Consider the following 19,381-nt stretch of genomic DNA (forward strand, 5'->3'; position numbering starts at 1 on the left):
TCTTGTTGCTTCAAGGGCAGCATCTTGACATCGATATTGAAGCAGAGTTACAGCAATATGATTGGAGAAAGCCAAGTTGGAAAAGTGGTAAGTTTCTCGCTTGCTCACCCTTTCGTCAAGAACGTACACCATCATTTGCAGTTCGCTTGGACAACGGCATTTGGATTGACAGTGGAAGTAGCGATGAAGAGTGGCGAAAAGGGAACTTTGCAAAGCTCTTATCATGGCTTAGAAACGAAACATACGAAGAAACAGTAGACTACCTGATTCAAAACTACGGTTATGGTAACTTTGAAGATATCGAGGCTCTACGTTTAACGATTGATCTTCCTCAAGAGGTAGCGAAAAAAGAAAAATATCTAGCCTCTGAAATACTTAAAAGCTATCTTTATCGCCATCCCTATCTTGAAGAAGTCCGTGGTATTTCCGAAACGTGGCAGCGTAGATTCAAAATTGGGTACGACAAAAAAACCAAGGCTATTACAATACCTTGGTTTGAGCGAGACGGTCAACTGGTGAATGTCAAGTATAGAAGTGTAAAAGACAAACGGTTCTGGTACTTTCGAGGCGGTCAACCAGTGAAAGATCATCTCTATGGACTCCATTGTATCTACCAAGAAGAACAGAAAAGTGCCTTTATCGTAGAAAGCGAGATTGACGTTCTCACACTTTGTCAAGCAGGTTTCGCTGCCATTGCTTTAGGGGGAGCCAATCTTAGTCGACGGCAAAAAGAACTGCTTATTCAATCTCCTGTAGAAGAGTTGATTCTCGCTACAGATAATGATAAAGCTGGAGAACGTATTGCTCAAACTATTGTAAATCAGCTAAACGGTTATAAGAAAATAAAAAAAATACGTCTTCCAGATGAAGTGAAAGACGTAAATGATTTAAGCCAAGATAGGTTGTTAAAAATCATTACAGAGTCAGTAGAAGTATCTTATTTCTTTACTCAATCACGTGAATAGCCAACAATAACCCAATAAAAGCAAGGATAGAAGCGATACCAACGGTAATGACAAACATCCACCAGACCCTTTTAGGATCTTTCATAAAAAAAGTTTTCTCAGGATACAAAATGTGAAGATGCCAAGCAAGAAAGAGATCGAGAACTTCTTCCTTTGTTTTGGGATCTACCAAAGCTTCCACTTTACCGTTTCTTTTATAGGCCAAGAAAGAGAGACTTTCATTGAGTCTGAATTGTCGATCTTTCACTTCCAAGATACGTCTGATTCGAGGAACGATGGTGGAAAAGTACAAGATACCTAACAAAAAACCAACAGCAGTATTAGAAAAAATGCTATATAAGTTTTTAATTTGTACTGCTGGACGATAACCAAAAGTTTCAACCAAATAGTTTGTTATTAGGTCTATCAAAACAAAGCCACTCCGATGGGTACTCATTTAACTAACTAAGAGTTTTTCTCATCGTCAAGGAGTTTATACAAATCATGTAAATAATCGTATAGCTCCTGTTTTTTATCTTCCGGAATTTTTTTATGCTTGCCAATACCCACAAGTGTTTTTAAGAGCATTGGCTCATTTCCTAACACAACTCTTGCTGCAATAGGGATTTTACCAAACTTGGCAAAGAGAACGTCTTCTTCGAGGTCGTAAAAATCCGCCAACTGATGAATGAGATGATCGCTGGGAGATTTTAATCCTCTTTCAAGCTCTGATAAATAAGGGGCACCAACACCAACCTCTTTGCTTAATTGAGCCAGAGAAAGCTCTTTTTTCAACCGTAATTCTTTGAGGTATTGACCAGCACTAGCAAGAAGCAGTAACTCTTTGGAGCGATCTTCTAGGTTGGTCAAGGGGAGTCAATCCTTTGCTGTACGAATTTAGTGAATTTGTAACGTTATTTGTAGCTTGCACGCAATAACGTTATTTTGTCCCTTTTTGTTCCTTACTTGTCCTTATTTTTCGAACTTCACGTCAATCAAGACATGGAAGAAAAAAAGAATAAATATTTTTTGAAATAACGAGACAAATCATACCCCTTTTTCGACATGAATTAATGAGGGCGAAATAAGGGGGAAGGGGGAAAAGAAAATGGATTTGGATAAAGAGTTAGACCAACTGGCTTTACAGTTTAACAAAACAGGTGATGAAAATGCCTTCAATCAACTCTTTGAGAAAATGAAGCCCATTGTCAGAAAGCAAGCCCTAAAGTACCACTACTCTACAGGAATTGCTGTGGAGGAATACGAGAGCATTTTTGCAGAGGAAGTATGGAAAGCAGCTATCTTTTATGACGGGACTTCTCGATTTCTTCAACGGTTTTATTTTCACATCAAATCAGCTCAGACCGACCTCTATCGCTACCATAAAAGCCAAAAACGAAGCCTTTATAAAGAAGAATCCATTGATGTAGAAAACGGTGACATAGTTCTCGATCAAGTAGCTATACAACAAACTTCTACGGAGCAAGAGTATTTAGACTGTCAAGAGGTAGAAAAGAAGATCCATGATTTCGAGCGAACCAATGAACGGCATGGAAAAGTAATTAAACTTCTTAATTTCGGTTGTTCCAACCAAGACATTGCAGGTGTCTTTGGTCGGAATAAGTATGATTCTACAGTTCGGAATATTGTTAATAGGGCAAAAGAAAAATTCAAAAAGTATCTAATTGAGACTGTTTCTTAAATTATTATAACTTATAAAAACAAATTTAGGGGGATGTAATGAATGGGAGTAATCACAGCCAAAGGAAAAGCAGCCAAGGAATCTGCGAATAAGAAAAATAATCAAATCGATTTCAAAAAGGTCTACTTCCGATTAAAAGATGGCGATTCTGTACGTGTCCGGCTGTTATCACCAGAAGATTACGTGGAATATCGTGCCCACAGTTCTTTTCATCACGAAATATACACCCAGCCTTGTATCGTTCCTTCTGGTCAAAAATGTGCCATTTGTGAAGCTGCCGATTCTAAGATCGAAGAGTTTCAAGTTTTACGAGCGAAAAAGCGTTACCTCTTTGCTTTTGCCGATATTGATGAAGGCATTGTTCGTGTCTTTGATGCTAGCCGAGGACAGGCCCAAGGATTAATCAATACGATTGAACAGTATGTTGAAGATATTGAGGATGTAGCCTTTATCTTTAAGCGTACCGGAACGAAAACAGATACGACCTACACATTAAATCCTATTCTAAAACTCAAAAAAGACGATCAAGAGAAGTTCAATCGTTTTGAAAATGAAAAGGTAGAGATTGAGTTCTATGAAACAGTTTTACAGGCAAGAACAAGACAGCAACAGATTGAAGATTTACAAAAAGCAGGCTTTCCAGTAAGCGATTACTTTGATGATGAAGTATTAGAAGATGGTGTGACAGCTATTAACGAAGATAACAGCCCAGACAATATCTTTTAGAGGGGGCTTTACTCCCTCTCTTCCCTTTCCCTTATATCGTGAAGAAAGGAGGCATTTCTCATCATGGAAGAAGTTCTAACACCTAACTTAACAATGCAAGAAGAAGATTCAACAGCTTGGGGACGAGCTTTAGAAGCTCAAGAAAATAAAGAGCTTTCAAAGAAAGAGCCAACGTGGGAAGAGATGTGGGAAATCGGATGGACTAATCATAAGGGAACCTTTAAGAAAGCAATCTTTCAGTCGAAAATGTCGGCTACAGATAAAGAACGGCTTCTTATCGTAAAAAAAGCGATTGAAGATGGCGAAATAGGTACTGGCGTAGAAAGCATGAAAAAGTTTAGCAAAGCCCATGCTTTACGGCTCTGGCGTGATTTACAGGAAAAAAGGAAAGATAAAATTCTCAAAGAGATGGTCGAGAGTACGCCGAAGAATTATCTTTTAGTCCAGACGGAAAAAGCATTAAATCAATTGATTAACGACCTGACGAAAGAACCGATCATTGCTTTAGATACCGAAACAACGGGTCTAGACGTTTATAAGGATGTTATCGTCGGTTTATCAATTACTTTACCTATAGCCGATTACCACGTTTATATCCCCGTGGCCCATAAAAAGGGAACACAGCTTGAACGAAAAACCGTATTATTAGCCTTAAAACCTGTGCTTACCAATCCCGATATAGGCAAAGTTCTTCATAATGCGAAATACGATATGCACATGCTGCTTCGACATGGGATCAAAATGGAAGGATTGTATCACGACACTCGTGTAGCCATGGCCATCTTAAACGAAAATGAACATTCTTATGCTCTTAAAAACTTGGCCACCAAGTATGGGAGGCTATTCGGTTTTCAAGAGGACAGTCATACGTATGATGACTTGTTTGGCAAGACCTCTTTTGACGAAATTGATCTTGATGTGGCTTTGGTCTATGCAGCGAAAGATACCCATTTGACCTGGAAGCTCTACCAGTGGCAAAAGACGTTCTTTGATGATAGGGAGAAACTACGTCGGCTTTATCAAGAGCTAGAAAATCCTTTGATTGAACTCTGTGTTGATATGGAGCAATTCGGTTTTTTAATTGATCAGGACTATGCCAAAGAGTATGGCAAAGAGTTAAAAAGAGAAATCGAAGAGGAAGCAAAGGCTCTCCGTCACCACTTTGGCGATATCAACTTTAACTCACCGTTGCAGCTTGCCAAACTCTTTTATGATGAATTGAAACTACCTGAAGTAAAAGCTCGTTCTACCGATGTAAAAACCTTAAAAGCTCTACAAGAACATCACGATGGCATTAAGCATTTGTTGAAATATCGTGAGTCCACGAAGTTACTCGGAACGTACGTCGAGTCCTTGCCAGAGAGAATTAAAAAAGACGGTAAGATTCACGGCTCTTTTAATCAAGTATCTACCGTCACGGGTCGATTTTCTAGCAACGAACCAAACCTTCAAAACTTGCCACAAAACGCTCGAAAGCTCTTTGTTGCACCGAACGGTAAAGTGATGCTAGGAAGTGATTTTTCTCAAATTGAACCTCGTGTGTTGGCTCATATCAGTGGAGATAAAGAACTACAAGAACCGTACCTACAAGGGCAAGACTTGTATTCTACTCTAGCCAGCCGAGTGTTTAACGTTCCTTTACAAGATTGTGGCGATGGCTCGAAATATCGAAAGATGATGAAGGTTGGCTTACTTGCTGTGATGTATGGAACGAGCATGTTTACTTTATCGAGCCAGCTAGGGATTACGGTTGAAGAAGCTCAGAAGTTTATTCAAGACTTCTTTAAGACCTATCCTGATGTTGATGCTTTTATTAAGGGAACCCATCGTAAGGTCAAAGAAAAAGAGTATGTAGAAACACTCTTTGGTAGGAAACGACGTTTCCCAGGTCACAAAGAAAAGGCAATTGTTTACGATAAACTAGCCAAACAAATCTGCGATCATTTAGGCGTAGAAGAAGTACCTATCAATCTTTGGGAGCATAAAAAACTACCTTACGACCTAAAACGTAAGTTTCAAGATATCAAAGGAGACGTTGAGTCTGTTCGCAGGCAAAGTGTAAACGCCATTATTCAAGGGACGGCTGCCGACATAATGAAGCAAGCTCTCTTAAATTTGCACAGCCATTGCCGGCAAAAAGGCTGGTCACTTTGTGGAACCGTACACGATGAAGCCTTGATGGTCGTTGATGAAACCATCACGATAGATGAAGTATTAGAACTTGAAAGAGCGATGACTTCTACCGTTTCCTTGGAAGTACCTCTGAAAGTAGATACCGAGGTTATGGTTCGTTGGGGTGAAGGAAAGCCAAAGAAGGAGTGGTTTCAATCAGTAGCTTAATCAATCGAAAGGGAGCCAAAGAACTGCGAGATGAGGTATTATCCCATCGAGAAGATAGAGGAACGGAATTAACGACAGCCATCTTAGAGCACTTCGATAATATCAACAGCTTTGATGTTGTCACAGATCGTGTAATAGAAGAAATCATTTTACAAGATGAACTATCGGGCCTACAAAAAGATAGTGAACGTATCTTTCCTAAAGGCATTACTTCTTTCTCACCGTCGTCAGCTTATAAATGCGAACGAGAACTGTACTTCAAGGCAAAAAGGTACGCCAAGATTCAAGAAGATCGTTTTCCTTATCAACGTAGGTGGGCCAGAAACGGAACAGCCGTTCACGGTGCTACTCAAAAGGATCTATTGTATGCCGAGAAATACTTGGACAAGCCTTTGTTCAAAGTAGCTCGTACCAAAAAAGAAAACCGTCCTGCTTGGGAAAAGAATATCAGAACGGGAAAACAGTTTACTCACCAAGACCAGTCGTTTCAACTTTACGGCATGATGGACGGTGTTCTGATATACCAGAAAGACAACAGCAAGATTGGTTTTGAGTTTAAGACCAAGTCGACTACTTTAGGAGCCATCGGTAATTATCGCATGAAAGAGTTACAGCCTGATCACAAAGAACAGTGTGTGGCCTATTCGCTTCTCTTTGGCGTTACAGAGTTTCTCGTTGTTTATGAATCTTTAGCCAAAGACGGTTGGACAAAAGGAATCGATGCAAAACCCGATATGAGGGCTTTTTATCTGGCTGTTACAAAAGAAGAACAGCAACGCTTGTTAGATAAGTTTGCTACTGTTGCTGCAATGATTGACAACGACGAAATACCACCAGCCGATGAAAGCAAATGTTTTTTCTGTCCTTACAAGCCTTACTGCCAAGCTCTAGAAGGTGAGGTGGCAGCATAAGTGGCCAGAACGAATTATCAGCGAGGTTATGAAATCGAACGAAAGATTGTTCATCAACTAACAGACCAAGGCTATCTCGTTTTACGTTCTGCCGGATCACATTCGAAGATTGATGTCTTGGGAATCAGCAAACAACGTATCGTAGCTGTTCAATCGAAAAGAACGAAGAAGTTTACGCCTTCTGTCTATAAAAAAGAGATTCAGCAGATTCAAGAAATTCTTCAAGAGTATGAGTTGGGGGAAAAGATAGACTTTGAGTTCTGGGTGTGGGTGGATAGAGAGGGCTTTCGGAAATGGAAGGTCACAGATGAAGTCGTAAAGGAGGTTGCCTAAATCGTTGCTGAGACTAGAACCGTTCAAGTAGCAGGTTTTAACGATTTGAATACGACCGATGCCGTGGGAATCGCTTTTACTGTTTTCTTTCAAGGTTGCTCTATTCGGTGCCTTGGATGCCATAACCCGGAGTTACAATCTTTTGACGGAGGCCAAGCTGTCGCCATTTCAGATATTGTTGCAAGAATAAAGAAACATAGAAAGTTTTACGATGCCCTTGTCTTTGTTGGTGGTGAGCCATTGGATCAAAAGAGTGCATTACAGCAGTTATTAAATGAAGGGAAAAATCTTGGCCTTGCTACTTGGCTTTATACAGGCTATGAAATAGACGAAGTACCGAGCGAGTTTCTTGCCTTATGTGATGTTATCGTTGCTGGCCCTTATAAGGAAGAATTAAAGACCAACTCGTTTCCTGCTAGTTCCAATCAAGTTGTTATGGACAGACGGAAGGGAGAAGCAGCGTGAAACTTACACTTACGTTTGAACCAGGCTTTGACCGACTTTACAACAAGTTTGCCAAAGACGAAAGGGGGCTTCGTTTTCTTGAACTGGAAGGTATCAGCCCGAAAAAGGTAGACGTAGGGCAGATGTCTCACGATTACTTTACCAAACGACTAGCCGATGCCACGGTTGATCAAAACGCCAACTCCAATGAAGAACTGTCGGCCAACAACTATCAGGCCGAAGTAACAAAAGGAATTTTGAAGTTAGAGGGTTATTACCTTCTATGGCGATATGCAAAAAAGAGATTTGGCCTTCGTAGAGCCAATGAATTGATTACTTCTATCTGGCGTGGAGAACTGTACTTTCACGATAGTTCAGGGCAGGGGATTCAAATTCCTTACTGCTTCGCTTTTTCCACAGCCAACTTAATGACAGAAGGACGGCCTTACGGTCAACTAAGTTCTGTTGTACCGAAACGATCAGATAGCTTCGCAGCACAGGTAACAGAAGTGGTTATGGATTTAAGTCAAGAGTTTGCCGGGGCTGTTGCACCGAGTGATTTTATTGTGAACCTTTGCTGGTATCTACAGCGAGAAGGTAGAGATTTGCGAAATAACGATGATAAAGATTACATCATCAATATCTGGCAGAAGTTTATTCATGTTGCTAACAACAAGTTTCGTGTATCAGGCCAAAGCCCTTTTACCAACGTATCTATCTTTGATCGAGTGAATCTACAAAAAATATTTAACGACTATCGTTACCCCGATGGCTCTAGCGTTGACGTTGAATACGTGATGGCAGTACAAAAGCTGATTGCCTTATTCTTTGCCAAAGGCGATCCGACTACCGGCTTGCCTTATCGTTTCCCTGTAATGACAGCCAACCTTTCTGTGAACGAACAGCGAGAGCCATTGGATGAAGATTTTTTGGATTTTATCAGCCGGATTAACCGTAAGTTAGGATTTCTGAACATCTACGCCAACGAAGGTTCTAAGATTGCAATGTGCTGCCGTTTTGTAAACGATAGAGAACGGATGAACTACAGAGCCGACAGCTTTGGTAATGGAGGATTAAACATTGGCTCCCATCGAGTAGTAACGATTAACTTTCCTCGATTGGCGTTAGAAGCTCATAGTAAAAAACACTTTTTTGAAATCCTAGACAAACGAGCAAAGATGGCTCGTGACCTCCTTGTTGTTCATCGAGAAGAGATTCTACGACGACGAGTTGAAAAAGGTTTTTTGAAATTCTTTAAGCCCTTGCAGTGGTTTTCATTGGACATGCTCTTTTCCACCATAGGTATTCACGGTCATTATGAGATGTGCCATTTTCTAGGGATGCCGATGGAATCAGAAGAAGGGCAGGACTTTACGGAAGAAGTTTTGAAGAAAACAGAACAATATGCTCTTGCCTTTAGCGAAGAAACTGGTCACTCCTTTAACACCGAAGAAATCCCTGCTGAGAGTACGGCTATTACATTGGCGAAGAAAGATAAGCTGCTCTATGGCGAAGAACAACCTTTTGAATTGTACTCCAATCAGTACATTCCGCTCATTGCCGATGTGGGGACGATAGATCGAATAAAGCTTACAGGTCGTTTTATGAAACACGTTAGTGGGGGAGGTATCCTTCACCTAAACATTCAAGATCGCATTGAAGATCCAGATGTTATGAAAAAGCTTATTCGCCTTACTCTTTCAGAAGGGGTAGAGCATTTTGCTATCAACTACGGATTCGGTGTTTGCACAGATGGACATACCACTGTTGTTGGTACAGGTAAGACGTGCCTACTCTGTGGGCAGCCCGTTCAAGATTATTTGACCAGAGTGATTGGCTACTTTACCAAAGTTTCATCATGGGGAGAATTTCGTAAAAACTACGAATATCCTCAACGAAAGTTTCGTGAAGTAGAAAAAGCTGATCGGGAGGTAGCCTAAATGAAGATGGGAAGTCTTTTTGACGGTATAGGAGGCTTTCCCTTAGCAGGACAAAAAGTAGGGATCGCCTGCTTATGGGCAAGTGAAATAGAACCATTTCCTATAAAAGTTACTCAAAAGCACTTTCCTAGAATGATTCATTTAGGAGATATCGTAAATATTGACGGTGCAAAAATCGAGCCTGTTGACTTGATAACATTCGGAAGTCCCTGCCAAGATTTAAGTGTAGCAGGGAAGCGAGAAGGGCTTAAAGGGGAACGATCCAGTCTATTTCTTGAAGCGATACGAATTATAAAAGAAATGAGAAAAGCGACGAAGGGAGAGTTTCCGCGATATGTACTTTGGGAAAACGTCCCCGGAGCCTATAGTTCTAATAAAGGAGAAGATTTCAGGAGAGTTATCGAGGAAATCAGCCAGAGCAAAATTCCACTGCCTGCTAGTGGAAAATGGGCAAGAGCTGGAATGGTCAGAGTGGGAGAGTGTGAAATCGCTTGGAGAACTCTCGATGCCCAATATTGGGGTGTCCCCCAACGTAGAAAAAGAATCTTTCTTATCGCAGATTTTAGAGGCACAAGTGCCACAAAAATACTTTTTGAGTCAGAAGGCATGTCAAGGGATTCTTTGCAGATCAGAGAAAAGAGGGAAGCAGTTACCACATCTGTTGGAAAAAGCTCTAAAAAGACAAATATCATTCTTTTTGAACCAAGAAGCCAAGACAGAATTCCAAGAATCCACGAAAAAGAAATCTGCCCGACGTTAAACAAATCGCAGGGGGAACAGCGACAAACCCGTGTAGTACAGGTTATCCCTATCAACGATAAAGCTACTAGATATAAAGGTGGAGGCTATACTCGTAATAGTGATGGCAGTGGCAATGGATTAGGCATAGGGAAAGAAGGTGACCCATTTCCTACATTAACGGCAGGGGATCGACATGCAGTAGCACAGTTTATAAATTATATTAGAATACAAAGATCAGACAGTTACGAAGAATCTACTATTGCAAGTACGATAGCCAGTAGGGACTATAAAAGCCCAACGGATTTGATATCTTTAAATTTAGCTGTACGTCGATTAACACCTTTGGAATGTGAAAGATTACAAGGTTTCCCGGATGGTTGGACAGATTGTGGTTCTGATACAGCTCGTTATAAAGCATTGGGTAACAGTATTGCAATTCCTTGTGTAGAGTGGATTTTAGAAAAAATGGTTAAGACTGCAAGATTGCCTCGCGAGAAATGTGCATAGAGAAGGTATCAGTTGAAAAGGTGGTTAAAAATGAGTAATAAAGTTGGTTTTAAGAAGCTCCATGAAGAAGCGATGGTTCCCAAACGACAGACCCAGTTATCCAGTGGTTTTGACCTTTATTGCTTTGATGCAGTTACAACTGCTCAACTCAAAAATACGTACAACGAGGACTTTAAGTTGATCGAACTTCAACCAGGGGAGCGAGTGCTGGTCAGAACGGCCATAGCCTTACAAATGACCGATGGTATGGAAGCCCAAGTTCGACCTCGTAGTGGACTTGCCTTGAAGCAAGGAATTACCGTTTTAAACACACCAGGTACGATTGATGCCGACTACACAGGTGATGTTGGCGTAATCTTGATTAATCTTGGTCAAGAACCTACCATCATTCAAAAAGGAGATAGAGTGGCTCAACTGGTTTTCCAAGCTGTAAGGCATGATATTGAGTTAGTGGAGTTAACGGAATTAACTACAACTGAACGTGGTGCAGGAGGCTTTGGTCATACAGGGGTGAAAGGGGATAATTCTTGAACAAATTTATGATTGACATCGAGGCGTTGACGAAGAATTCCAATGTTCACCTGAACCAAGAGAGAATTGATGATATAAAAAACATTGAAAAGTTTATCAATGAAAACTATGTAGCAGAAGGATATAGACCTGTTCAGTCTGGTCGAGTAATCGTTTTACGAAACACCGATAAAGGTCGTAAGTCCAGTGCCTTTGCTTCTGCCTTATATCTCGGTAAATATGATGATATGAACAACACAGATCGCTTTCTTAAAGGCATGGTTAGAGCAGGTCATTCCTATGAACCTATCCGTGGCGAGACGATTTCTTTCCTTTATATATGTGTAGGAAAACCAACCTACGATCACTTGATTACTTATACCATTCGGAACCGTCGAGTAGCTGGTGGATTACGAGCCAATAAGCCGTGGGGCTTCGTGATTCCAGAAGAGGCGAAAGACAAACAAGTTTATCGCAGATTGATGGAAAGCCAGTTGGCTTGCTGTGAAGCTCTCGTTCAAGGTGCTGAGAGGGAAAAGGATGAAGGAAAGCGAGCTGAACAACTACAGGCTGTTCGCTCCCTTTATCCAACAGGTGTAATCGTACCACCTTTCATGTTGGACTTTTCCGAAGAAGCTCTCGCTAAACACATCTTCAAGCAACGTATCTGGGAAAAGGGGGCACAAGGAGAAACGGTAGAAATCGTGCAGGATATGTACGATGCTCTCTATCAACTTGACCCAGAAAAGTGGAGTTGTATCAAGGAATATCATGGCCCTCACATAGTTAGCCATAACAGAGCGATGCAAAAGCTACGAGAACAGCGACCGAAGCTAGGGCAGTTATTGAAGCAAATAAAAAACGACCAGACCGATGTTTACGATCTGGACGTTTATGAGTTATTGATGACTACAGTGGGAAGATTGCCAAAAACGATGTGGGAATAGGATTTTTAATAAAATATTAGGCTCTATCATTATATATTATATTCCATTTACCCGCTTTTTTAAGATTAACGATAGTCGACCTTAAAAAAGCGAGAATGGAGCTAAAGTATTAACAATCTATTTTAAATGAAATGTTTAACTTAATCAGGAGAATAAACGGTTACCCAATAATAAAAAAAGTAAAAAACATACGAAACGTCCAATTTCTAATCTTATGTAATAACCATTAGGATTGACAAGAATAAGTTTCAAAGCTACGGATCACCTCCGGTAGCTCCTTCTCGCGTTGAATATTATAACGGTATATCTTTATTATTTCAACAAATTATAGGAGGATTATTTTGAAAGAAGAATTAAACAAAAATAAAATTCTTACAGGTGACTGTTTAGAAAAGCTGAAAGAACTACCTGATAACTCTATTGATTCCTGCGTAACCGATCCTCCTTACGGTCTTTCCAAAGAACCGGATATCCAAGAAGTATTAACGAAATGGATGGCTGGTGAAGATTACGAACATCGTGATAAAGGGTTTATGGGCAAGAGCTGGGACTCTTTCGTTCCGGGACCAGCGATCTGGCGTGAAGTATATCGTGTCTTAAAGCCCGGTGGCCACATCCTCTGTTTTGCCGGAACGAGAACTCAAGACTTAATGACCATCTCACTTCGCTTAGGTGGCTTTGAAATTCGTGATGTAATCGAATGGCTCTACACCAGTGGTTTTCCTAAAAGTATGGATATCAGTAAAGGCTTCGATAAAAGAGCTGGTGTAGAAAGGCATATTATTGGACAAAGAGGAGTACCAGATAAACGTAACGGCCACGGCAGGGCTTACGGTTCATCGCTGTTTGCAGGCGAAAAGACAGGTACGGTCATTCATTATATTGGCGAACCTACGACAGAATTGGCGAAGCAATGGGATGGTTGGGGAACCTCCCTAAAGCCTGCACACGAGCCAATTATTCTGGCGAGAAAGCATTAGAGGGCAATACTTGTGACACCGTTGAAAAGTATAATACAGGTGCAATCAACATCAAGGACTGTCGTATTGCTTTTGAAGATGAAGGGGAAAGAAGAAGGCTACGACATAAGCCAGTAGAAAACAACAGTGAAAGCTGGAAAAACACCAGTAAAGTGATGGGCTATATGAACGAAGAAGGTTTGCCACCAGAGGAAGGCCGTTTTCCAGCTAACTGTGTAACCATTGAAGAAAACGAGTGGTACAGCAAGTTCTTTAATATTTCACCGAAAGAATTGTCTAAGAAGGCAACGAAAAAAGATCGCAACAGCGATTGGCAGGGCAATATCATTAACCTTGACGAAAGGCGTACCTATCCCGGAACGGGCCGTGGCGTAATCAACAGTAAGTACACCATGGACGGCAAAGAGCGAAAGCCTGTGGTAAGCCGTAACCATCACCCAACCGTAAAACCTGTGGCATTGATGGCGTGGTTGATTACTTTGGTTACGCCACCTGACGGTATCGTTTTAGATCCCTTTGGGGGAAGTGGTAGTACGGCAGTAGCTGCCAAACAGAAAGGTTACGATTTCATCCTCATAGAGCGAGAAGAAGAATATGCAGAGGTTGCAATGGCGAGGGCGTGTTAAACGCTTCTCGCCTTCTTTTTTATTTTTTCACCAAACTTGGGACAAACGGTGGTTCTCTTTCGACATGAATAGTTGAGAGCCAATTGAGGGAGGTGAAAAAAATGAGTTCAGCTAATGCCTATGACCGTTATCGAATGGACGGCAGAACCTTAGAACAGTTCGCCAAAGATATCGAAAAGGCTGCAAGGGTAGAGCGAGATATCATTGAACTGTACGTTGCCTACTACGAGAGGACATACAACAAACGACCTGTTATCGAGGACAATGGATGTGACAACAGTGGTCAACTTCTTTCTCGTAAAAAAGTATCTACCAAGGCTGATTTCAAAGTGAATGGAAAACTCGTTGAGGTAAAGTACAACAACGAATGGTTGAAGAAGTTTCGCTTCAAAGCTGATCAACTCAATAGTTACTTGAAACAAGATGCTTCTGTTTTATGGGTGAACGGCTATACAACGAAAACTCCGAAGTTTACTGTACTTAAAACTAAGGATATGGAAACGATCAAAGCTACCAAAACGCCAATCCCTTTTATCCCATGGGGAGGCAAGAAGTGTTATGAGTTACAAAGCGATGATTACGTGTGGACAGAGCTAGGAGGTCGTAATGAACGGAAATGTGCTTGATTATCGAAAGGTCTTGTCAAAGGTAGAAGGAGAAGCTCGTTTATTCGTAACCTTTATGAACTCACTGGCAAAAGATATGAAGCCCGGTGAAGAACGAAAGATCAATGTAACTCCGTCTGAACTGGCTTACTATGAAAGATTGCAGAAAAAGTATGAGTTGTTGCAGCGATGGTCTAAAAATGATCCACGATATAGAAAGGTGGCCAGCTAATTGAAAGGTGTAAAAATCGCTTTAACAGGCAAGATGCGAAGTGGCAAAGATACAGCCGGTGAATACTTGGTTAACAAGTACGGCTTCAAACGGTTTGCTTTTGGCGATGCTGTACGAGAAATCTGCCAACAACTCTACCCAGAACAGATTGAGGAGGGTAAACCTCGCTTTCTCTATCAGCAAGTGGGACAAGCACTACGGAAACAAGATAGGAATGTATGGGTAAAGACTTTGCTTCGTCAAATTGAAAATGAAACCACGCTAGATGACAATATCGTAATTACAGACCTTCGCCAATTCAACGAATATCAGCACGTGCTTACGACAGGCTTTACCATCGGTCGTATATGGGCCAACGAAAAGACTCGACGTGAAAGGATGAAAACATTAGGAGATAACTTTGATTACAACGACCTCTACCATGAAACAGAACAAGGTATTGATGCTCTTGTCGTAGACTATGAAATCGTCAATGTAGGGGAACTGCAAGAGCTTCATCGACAAGTTGATGCTTGGTTACACCGTATATAAAAAGCAGAAGGACGGTGAAGTAAGATAGCTGGTAGTAAAGCCGACTTAATCAGCAAGCAGAAGCGATTCGAAGAAGCCTATCCCTTGGACAGAGACTACGGTATTTACGCCTTATTACTAAACTTCTACCATCTTCGAGAAGCTCGATATATTCGAGGGGAGTACGATGCCAGCGTTTTGTTGCTGGACTTTTATAACTCCTTGCATGAAGCAAAGCTAACGAAAAGACAAAAAGAAATCCTCTACCACGTTTTTATCAAGGACATGATGCAACAGGAAGTAGCCGGAAAGTTGAACATTACCCAGCAAGCTGTAAGTGACCACGTTAATGCAGCCATTCGTAAGATAGCAACACTCAATCGACGAAAGGAGGTGGCCTAGTTTGTACGAAGATAAGTTTTATCCTGATGGTGAGTACAAACAAGAGTTTGAGGAAGAAGTGGACGTTCTCATAAAAAAAGAACAGCCTCTACCTTGGAGGATAGAAGCTGTGAAAATCTTAACGGACATATATGTTCAACGAATCGGTGAGATGCCTGAAAGCAAACAACTTGAACGACTGGCCAATTACATTCTGTCAGACGAATTAAAGGACAGACATCCTGATAAAGTGGCCAATACAGAATATCCAATTTTTAGCGATGTGCAGTTAAAGGTTCGTCAACGTAGGGAAGTAGCTTTTGAAAAGCTAGAACAAATGGCTACCAATGCAAGAGATCGAAAGCCGAAGAAACAGAAAAAGTCCTATAAGCATCTTTCCCAGACAGCTTAAAATAAACAAAAGGTGGTTGATTGGGTGAGGGAGTACGTAACGAAGATAATGTTTGGAATCATAATAATCGCCTTCTTAGCTTTCATTGTAGCTGGAACAGCAAATGCAAACTCGTTGTATAACGTAAAAGCAGGCGATTCGCTGTGGAGGATTGCCACGAATCATGGAACGACGGTTCAACAGATTCGAGAGTTGAACGGCTTAACTGGCGATATGATTCTTGTAGGGCAGAGCTTAAAGTTACCTCAACCAGCTTATAGAGTACAGTCGGGGGATACATTGTTTAGAATTGCACAGCACCAAGGCGTAACCTTGGTTGAGTTGATAAGGGCCAATAATCTTACGAATCCGAACATGCTTTACGTAGGGCAGTTAATCAACGTACCTAATCAGCCTACGGCAACACCAACACAACCAACTCCTACACCACAGCCAGTACCGACTCCAACATCACAACCTGACTTTGCAGAACAGGTGGCCAACTTGGTTAACGTAGAAAGAGCCAAAGCAGGGTTACGACCTTTACGATACGATGCCGAGTTAAGCAAAGTAGCGTTGATTAAGGCACAGGATATGATACAGAATAATTACTTCTCCCATACGTCACCTACTCATGGATCACCGTTCGATATGATGAAAAGCTATGGGATTCGATATACAACGGCAGGCGAGAATATTGCAAGGGGACAGCGAACGCCACAGGAAGTTATGACGGCATGGATGAATAGTTCAGGACATAGGGCGAATATTTTGAATGCGAACTTTGATACCATCGGTGTAGGGTACTATCAAGGAGCATGGGTACAGATGTTTACGAGAAGCGTGGGGCACTAAGCCTCACGCTTCTTTTTTATCTGGAAGGATACTTCTGGGAGTTCAGAAAAAGGAAAAGCTATGATAAAGAGAGAGACTATGAGTTCAATGCATCGATTCATTACCCTTTCAAGGAGGACTTTGCTGAGGTAATTTATAAAATTGATACTTGGACTGAGGCTCATGACGAGTATTTGAATGTTTTAGATAAGCAGAAGAAGGAAGGTTAGTCTTTGATTCATACGCGTTGTATGTATAGGGTTTACGAGAAGCGTGGGGCATTAAGCCTCACGTTTATTTCTTGTTAAGTAAAGCACCACAGCTTGTCCTTACGTTAAAGAGTTGGTAGAATTTACACAGTAGATTATTGTAGAGGACTGAGTATATGAATAAAAAAATAGTTATTTTTATAGGCATTATACTAGGTATTGTTTTTATAGGCGTACCTATCACTATAAATATAATCATGTCAAGCTCGTGGTCACTTACATACATTGGTGATAGTCCTTGGTTACTATTTCATGCAGGTTACTATGGGGCTATAATTGGCGGAATATTAAGTGGTGGATTTACATTTTTGGGTGTGTGGTGGACAATACAAAAACAAAAAATTGAAAAATTTATTGACATTTATCCTAAGAAAATAAAAAGTGTAAATAATCTTACTGATGGTTTATCAGAAGTAATTAATAAAGGTTATAACGATGTGTTTAGTGTTCCTTACAATATGGAGAATTTTATCAGAGAAGAAAAGTCTAATCTTCGAAAGCTACGAGATGAAGCTTGTGAGCTGGAAGTAAATATTTATAAAGCATTAGAGAAATTAGGTGAAAAATTACAAAAGTGGCATGATGATTACAATACAAAAATAAATTATGTTGAAGAAAATGAGTACGGAAATATGGTTTTAACAGAAGAGTCTAAAACTGTCCGTAAACAATTTATTGAAGAATATAAAAATGACGTTGAAAGAATCCTATATGAAGTACATAGTTTTAAGAGGAAACTGCAATTTATATACTTAAAATACTCAAAAGATAATACTGGAATTTAATTTTTGAAAACTTTTGCCAACGGTGTTAATGACCCTTGTTTTCTTTTGTCGTAGGGGGTCAACGGTGCTTGAAACCGTTGCCCTATAACTACACCCTTCACACCACACCCCCATAAAACGAAAAAAAGACTGCCACCACAGCCCCCGCAACCCTTTATTTAGGAAGAAAATGCCGTTGCTAGTGCTAAAACAACTAGATATAGTGGTCAGCACACCTACGATTCAAAAAAACGTACGAGTTGAGATCGTAGCGTAATCTGGCCACGGATAAGGGAAAAACTCAATAACGTCGCAGTTTTAGCCAACGGTTTTACATATTTGACCTCCAAAACCGTAGGTTGCGGGTTCAAGTCCTGTCTCCCCTGCCAAAACCTTTGAAACCATTGATGGTTCGAGCTTTGTGGGCTTTTCGTAAGCCTCAAGTAAAGCACCGAAAAATCGTTAAAACTGTGATAAAATTGAGTAAACCGTTGGCCTATTTACAAAGTAGGTCAGCGGTTTTTTCGTTATTTCTGGCCAGAAAACTTGTCAGAAAGGCGATGAAAAGACGATGAGAAAAATGACTACAATTTCCGATCACGTGAGTTAATCATTCGGGAGGAACATGCTAAGACCCATGAACAGCGAACACTTCCGTTGCTTCCACAGGTGGCCAATGCGATCAATGAGTTTCTACGTTACAGGCCTGATGAATGGGGCAGCGATGTACCGATTTTCTGTACGGAGGATGGCAGAAAGTTAGCTGTCGAAAGTTGGGGGAAGAAGGTTAAAGCGTATGGTAAGAATATTGATGTTCACGTAACGCCATATATGTTCAGACACGCCTCAGCCTTGCATCATTTGCGAAATGGAGCAGATGTGTTTACGGTTCAACGTATACTTGGTCATGCTGATCTGAATATGACGAAAAGGTACTTGGCTTTGACTCAAAGTGATGTGAGGGAGGTACACAGTTTGACCTCGCCACTGAATGATATTTTAGATACAGGTAGGAAGAGGGTTCGGTCGTTGGCGAAGCAGGGGAATAGGTAGGTGGTGTTGTAGTTTGCTGTAGTTGCTTGAATGACTGTTGTAGTTAATCGTTGAGTTAAGGCGTAGTTATTGCTATAGAAAGAGAGACCCGTCAGAAATGATTTCTGGCGGGTTTTGCCGTATATGTATGTGGGTGTTTACTAATGGTCATTGCTAGCGATTATTGAAAAGAATGGTGAAACACTTCTCTTCCATCGTCGTAAATCACACTAAATTGTTCAGGATTAAAACTAAGATTTTCTCCCTCCAGTGGTATGTACCAATAGTAAGAATGTACTTTATATCTTATATCAAAGTCATTGTTTTGAAACCGAATCATATTAACGCTCTTAGGGGCATACCCATACAGAATCCCTCTATCAGAAGCTGTTATTGAACTAATAAAATCAATGCGAAAATCTTCTTCGCTCAATCTTGGCCTACTAACAGGCGAAGAAACACCATCTACACGCCACCCAAAAACCCCTTTTTTATATGAACTAGCTTCAATAAATTCACTGGAATCAATAATAACAACTTTTTCGCTATGATTAACAGGAATAATTTCCAGGATATTTCCTTTAACGACTTTTTCAATTGTGGAACTTTGATAATAAGTGATTCCCAAATACAAAAGAAAGACATTGATAATACCAATAATTGAAAAAAGCAATTTCCGTTCTATTTTCATAGATATGCCCCCTTAAAGCGA

The 19,381-nt window shown here is 40.7% G+C and carries 24 protein-coding genes and 1 pseudogene; 22 read left to right on the top strand and 3 right to left on the bottom strand.

Annotation, left to right across the window (positions count from 1 at the left end; all coding sequences use genetic code 11):
* Positions 1–2: 2 nt before the first annotated feature.
* On the top strand, positions 3–965 hold the full coding sequence (locus FTV88_RS07110; RefSeq protein WP_153725000.1) for a toprim domain-containing protein: 963 nt from the start codon (positions 3–5) through the stop codon (positions 963–965).
* Here the strand turns inward: FTV88_RS07110 and FTV88_RS07115 are convergent.
* Both FTV88_RS07115 and FTV88_RS07120 read right to left on the bottom strand, forming a co-directional pair.
* On the bottom strand, positions 946–1,374 hold the full coding sequence (locus tag FTV88_RS07115) for a hypothetical protein (RefSeq protein ID WP_153725001.1): 429 nt from the start codon (positions 1,372–1,374) through the stop codon (positions 946–948). The genes FTV88_RS07110 and FTV88_RS07115 overlap by 20 nt on opposite strands.
* A gap of 35 nt (positions 1,375–1,409) precedes the next feature.
* Positions 1,410–1,814: a helix-turn-helix domain-containing protein gene (locus FTV88_RS07120; RefSeq protein ID WP_153725002.1), complete on the bottom strand. Its 405-nt coding sequence runs from the start codon at positions 1,812–1,814 to the stop codon at positions 1,410–1,412.
* Positions 1,815–2,052: 238 nt separating this feature from the next.
* On the opposite strand from FTV88_RS07120, the gene FTV88_RS07125 reads away from it, so the two are divergent.
* The 21 genes and pseudogenes from FTV88_RS07125 to FTV88_RS16125 form a co-directional block, all read left to right on the top strand.
* Positions 2,053–2,646, top strand: a complete 594-nt coding sequence (locus tag FTV88_RS07125) for an RNA polymerase sigma factor (protein WP_153725003.1) — start codon at positions 2,053–2,055, stop codon at positions 2,644–2,646.
* 42 nt (positions 2,647–2,688) lie between these two features.
* Complete coding sequence (locus tag FTV88_RS07130; RefSeq protein WP_153725004.1) at positions 2,689–3,372, top strand: hypothetical protein; 684 nt, start codon at positions 2,689–2,691, stop codon at positions 3,370–3,372.
* A gap of 63 nt (positions 3,373–3,435) precedes the next feature.
* Complete coding sequence (locus FTV88_RS07135; RefSeq protein WP_243137389.1) at positions 3,436–5,712, top strand: DNA polymerase; 2,277 nt, start codon at positions 3,436–3,438, stop codon at positions 5,710–5,712.
* On the top strand, positions 5,691–6,623 hold the full coding sequence (locus FTV88_RS07140) for a PD-(D/E)XK nuclease family protein (protein ID WP_243137391.1): 933 nt from the start codon (positions 5,691–5,693) through the stop codon (positions 6,621–6,623). Before FTV88_RS07135 ends, FTV88_RS07140 begins: the two co-directional genes overlap by 22 nt.
* A complete protein-coding gene (locus FTV88_RS07145; protein WP_153725005.1) occupies positions 6,624–6,956 on the top strand; it encodes a PDDEXK family nuclease in 333 nt (110 codons plus the stop codon).
* 45 nt (positions 6,957–7,001) lie between these two features.
* Positions 7,002–7,421 carry a 4Fe-4S single cluster domain-containing protein gene (locus FTV88_RS07150; RefSeq protein WP_243137392.1) on the top strand — a complete coding sequence of 140 codons (420 nt, stop codon included), beginning with the start codon at positions 7,002–7,004 and terminating at the stop codon, positions 7,419–7,421.
* Positions 7,418–9,340 carry an anaerobic ribonucleoside-triphosphate reductase gene (locus FTV88_RS07155; RefSeq protein ID WP_153725007.1) on the top strand — a complete coding sequence of 641 codons (1,923 nt, stop codon included), beginning with the start codon at positions 7,418–7,420 and terminating at the stop codon, positions 9,338–9,340. The genes FTV88_RS07150 and FTV88_RS07155 overlap by 4 nt, the downstream gene beginning before the upstream one ends.
* Complete coding sequence (locus tag FTV88_RS07160) at positions 9,341–10,588, top strand: DNA cytosine methyltransferase (RefSeq protein WP_153725008.1); 1,248 nt, start codon at positions 9,341–9,343, stop codon at positions 10,586–10,588.
* A gap of 30 nt (positions 10,589–10,618) precedes the next feature.
* On the top strand, positions 10,619–11,119 hold the full coding sequence (gene dut / locus FTV88_RS07165; RefSeq protein WP_153725009.1) for a dUTP diphosphatase: 501 nt from the start codon (positions 10,619–10,621) through the stop codon (positions 11,117–11,119).
* Positions 11,116–12,045, top strand: coding sequence for a hypothetical protein (locus FTV88_RS07170; protein ID WP_153725010.1), 930 nt, complete (start codon positions 11,116–11,118; stop codon positions 12,043–12,045). The genes dut and FTV88_RS07170 overlap by 4 nt, the downstream gene beginning before the upstream one ends.
* A gap of 341 nt (positions 12,046–12,386) precedes the next feature.
* The gene (locus tag FTV88_RS07175) at positions 12,387–13,025 is read left to right on the top strand and encodes a DNA methyltransferase (RefSeq protein WP_207707927.1); all 639 of its coding nucleotides are present in this window, start codon (positions 12,387–12,389) and stop codon (positions 13,023–13,025) included.
* Positions 12,959–13,651 (top strand): DNA methyltransferase, encoded by a 693-nt coding sequence (locus FTV88_RS07180; RefSeq protein WP_153725011.1) that lies wholly within the window; start codon positions 12,959–12,961, stop codon positions 13,649–13,651. The genes FTV88_RS07175 and FTV88_RS07180 overlap by 67 nt, the downstream gene beginning before the upstream one ends.
* A 101-nt stretch (positions 13,652–13,752) precedes the next feature.
* Positions 13,753–14,277, top strand: a complete 525-nt coding sequence (locus tag FTV88_RS07185) for a hypothetical protein (RefSeq protein WP_153725012.1) — start codon at positions 13,753–13,755, stop codon at positions 14,275–14,277.
* Positions 14,258–14,488 (top strand): hypothetical protein, encoded by a 231-nt coding sequence (locus tag FTV88_RS07190; protein WP_153725013.1) that lies wholly within the window; start codon positions 14,258–14,260, stop codon positions 14,486–14,488. Before FTV88_RS07185 ends, FTV88_RS07190 begins: the two co-directional genes overlap by 20 nt.
* The gene (locus FTV88_RS07195) at positions 14,489–15,019 is read left to right on the top strand and encodes an AAA family ATPase (protein ID WP_243137394.1); all 531 of its coding nucleotides are present in this window, start codon (positions 14,489–14,491) and stop codon (positions 15,017–15,019) included.
* Positions 15,020–15,103: 84 nt separating this feature from the next.
* Positions 15,104–15,400 (top strand): sigma factor-like helix-turn-helix DNA-binding protein, encoded by a 297-nt coding sequence (locus FTV88_RS07200; RefSeq protein WP_243137396.1) that lies wholly within the window; start codon positions 15,104–15,106, stop codon positions 15,398–15,400.
* 1 nt (position 15,401) lies between these two features.
* The gene (locus tag FTV88_RS07205) at positions 15,402–15,791 is read left to right on the top strand and encodes a hypothetical protein (RefSeq protein WP_153725015.1); all 390 of its coding nucleotides are present in this window, start codon (positions 15,402–15,404) and stop codon (positions 15,789–15,791) included.
* A 24-nt stretch (positions 15,792–15,815) separates the two neighbouring features.
* Positions 15,816–16,625 (top strand): LysM peptidoglycan-binding domain-containing protein, encoded by an 810-nt coding sequence (locus tag FTV88_RS16090; RefSeq protein ID WP_162007937.1) that lies wholly within the window; start codon positions 15,816–15,818, stop codon positions 16,623–16,625.
* Positions 16,589–16,834, top strand: a complete 246-nt coding sequence (locus tag FTV88_RS07215) for a hypothetical protein (RefSeq protein ID WP_153725017.1) — start codon at positions 16,589–16,591, stop codon at positions 16,832–16,834. Before FTV88_RS16090 ends, FTV88_RS07215 begins: the two co-directional genes overlap by 37 nt.
* 155 nt (positions 16,835–16,989) lie before the next feature.
* Positions 16,990–17,658, top strand: coding sequence for a hypothetical protein (locus tag FTV88_RS07220; RefSeq protein WP_153725018.1), 669 nt, complete (start codon positions 16,990–16,992; stop codon positions 17,656–17,658).
* 570 nt (positions 17,659–18,228) lie between these two features.
* Positions 18,229–18,690, top strand: a pseudogene (locus tag FTV88_RS16125) (tyrosine-type recombinase/integrase); the annotation flags it as partial.
* A 160-nt stretch (positions 18,691–18,850) separates the two neighbouring features.
* On the opposite strand, the gene FTV88_RS07230 reads toward FTV88_RS16125, so the two are convergent.
* Positions 18,851–19,360 carry a hypothetical protein gene (locus FTV88_RS07230; protein ID WP_153725019.1) on the bottom strand — a complete coding sequence of 170 codons (510 nt, stop codon included), beginning with the start codon at positions 19,358–19,360 and terminating at the stop codon, positions 18,851–18,853.
* Positions 19,361–19,381 lie beyond the last annotated feature (21 nt).

It is taken from the genome of Heliorestis convoluta (assembly GCF_009649955.1).
GTDB classification, from domain to species: domain Bacteria; phylum Bacillota; class Desulfitobacteriia; order Heliobacteriales; family Heliobacteriaceae; genus Heliorestis; species Heliorestis convoluta.

Excerpts from the sequence above, each read along its gene's own strand:
- FTV88_RS07135 (WP_243137389.1), top strand. The coding sequence starts at position 3,436 with ATGGAAGAAGTTCTAACACCTAACTTAACAATGCAAGAAGAAGATTCA.
- FTV88_RS07125 (WP_153725003.1), top strand. The coding sequence starts at position 2,053 with ATGGATTTGGATAAAGAGTTAGACCAACTGGCTTTACAGTTTAACAAA.
- FTV88_RS07215 (WP_153725017.1), top strand. The coding sequence starts at position 16,589 with ATGGGTACAGATGTTTACGAGAAGCGTGGGGCACTAAGCCTCACGCTT.
- FTV88_RS07130 (WP_153725004.1), top strand. The coding sequence starts at position 2,689 with ATGGGAGTAATCACAGCCAAAGGAAAAGCAGCCAAGGAATCTGCGAAT.
- FTV88_RS07185 (WP_153725012.1), top strand. The coding sequence starts at position 13,753 with ATGAGTTCAGCTAATGCCTATGACCGTTATCGAATGGACGGCAGAACC.
- dut (WP_153725009.1), top strand. The coding sequence starts at position 10,619 with ATGAGTAATAAAGTTGGTTTTAAGAAGCTCCATGAAGAAGCGATGGTT.
- FTV88_RS07220 (WP_153725018.1), top strand. The coding sequence starts at position 16,990 with ATGAATAAAAAAATAGTTATTTTTATAGGCATTATACTAGGTATTGTT.
- FTV88_RS07160 (WP_153725008.1), top strand. The coding sequence starts at position 9,341 with ATGAAGATGGGAAGTCTTTTTGACGGTATAGGAGGCTTTCCCTTAGCA.
- FTV88_RS07230 (WP_153725019.1), bottom strand. The coding sequence starts at position 19,360 with ATGAAAATAGAACGGAAATTGCTTTTTTCAATTATTGGTATTATCAAT.
- FTV88_RS07180 (WP_153725011.1), top strand. The coding sequence starts at position 12,959 with ATGGGATGGTTGGGGAACCTCCCTAAAGCCTGCACACGAGCCAATTAT.
- FTV88_RS07190 (WP_153725013.1), top strand. The coding sequence starts at position 14,258 with ATGAACGGAAATGTGCTTGATTATCGAAAGGTCTTGTCAAAGGTAGAA.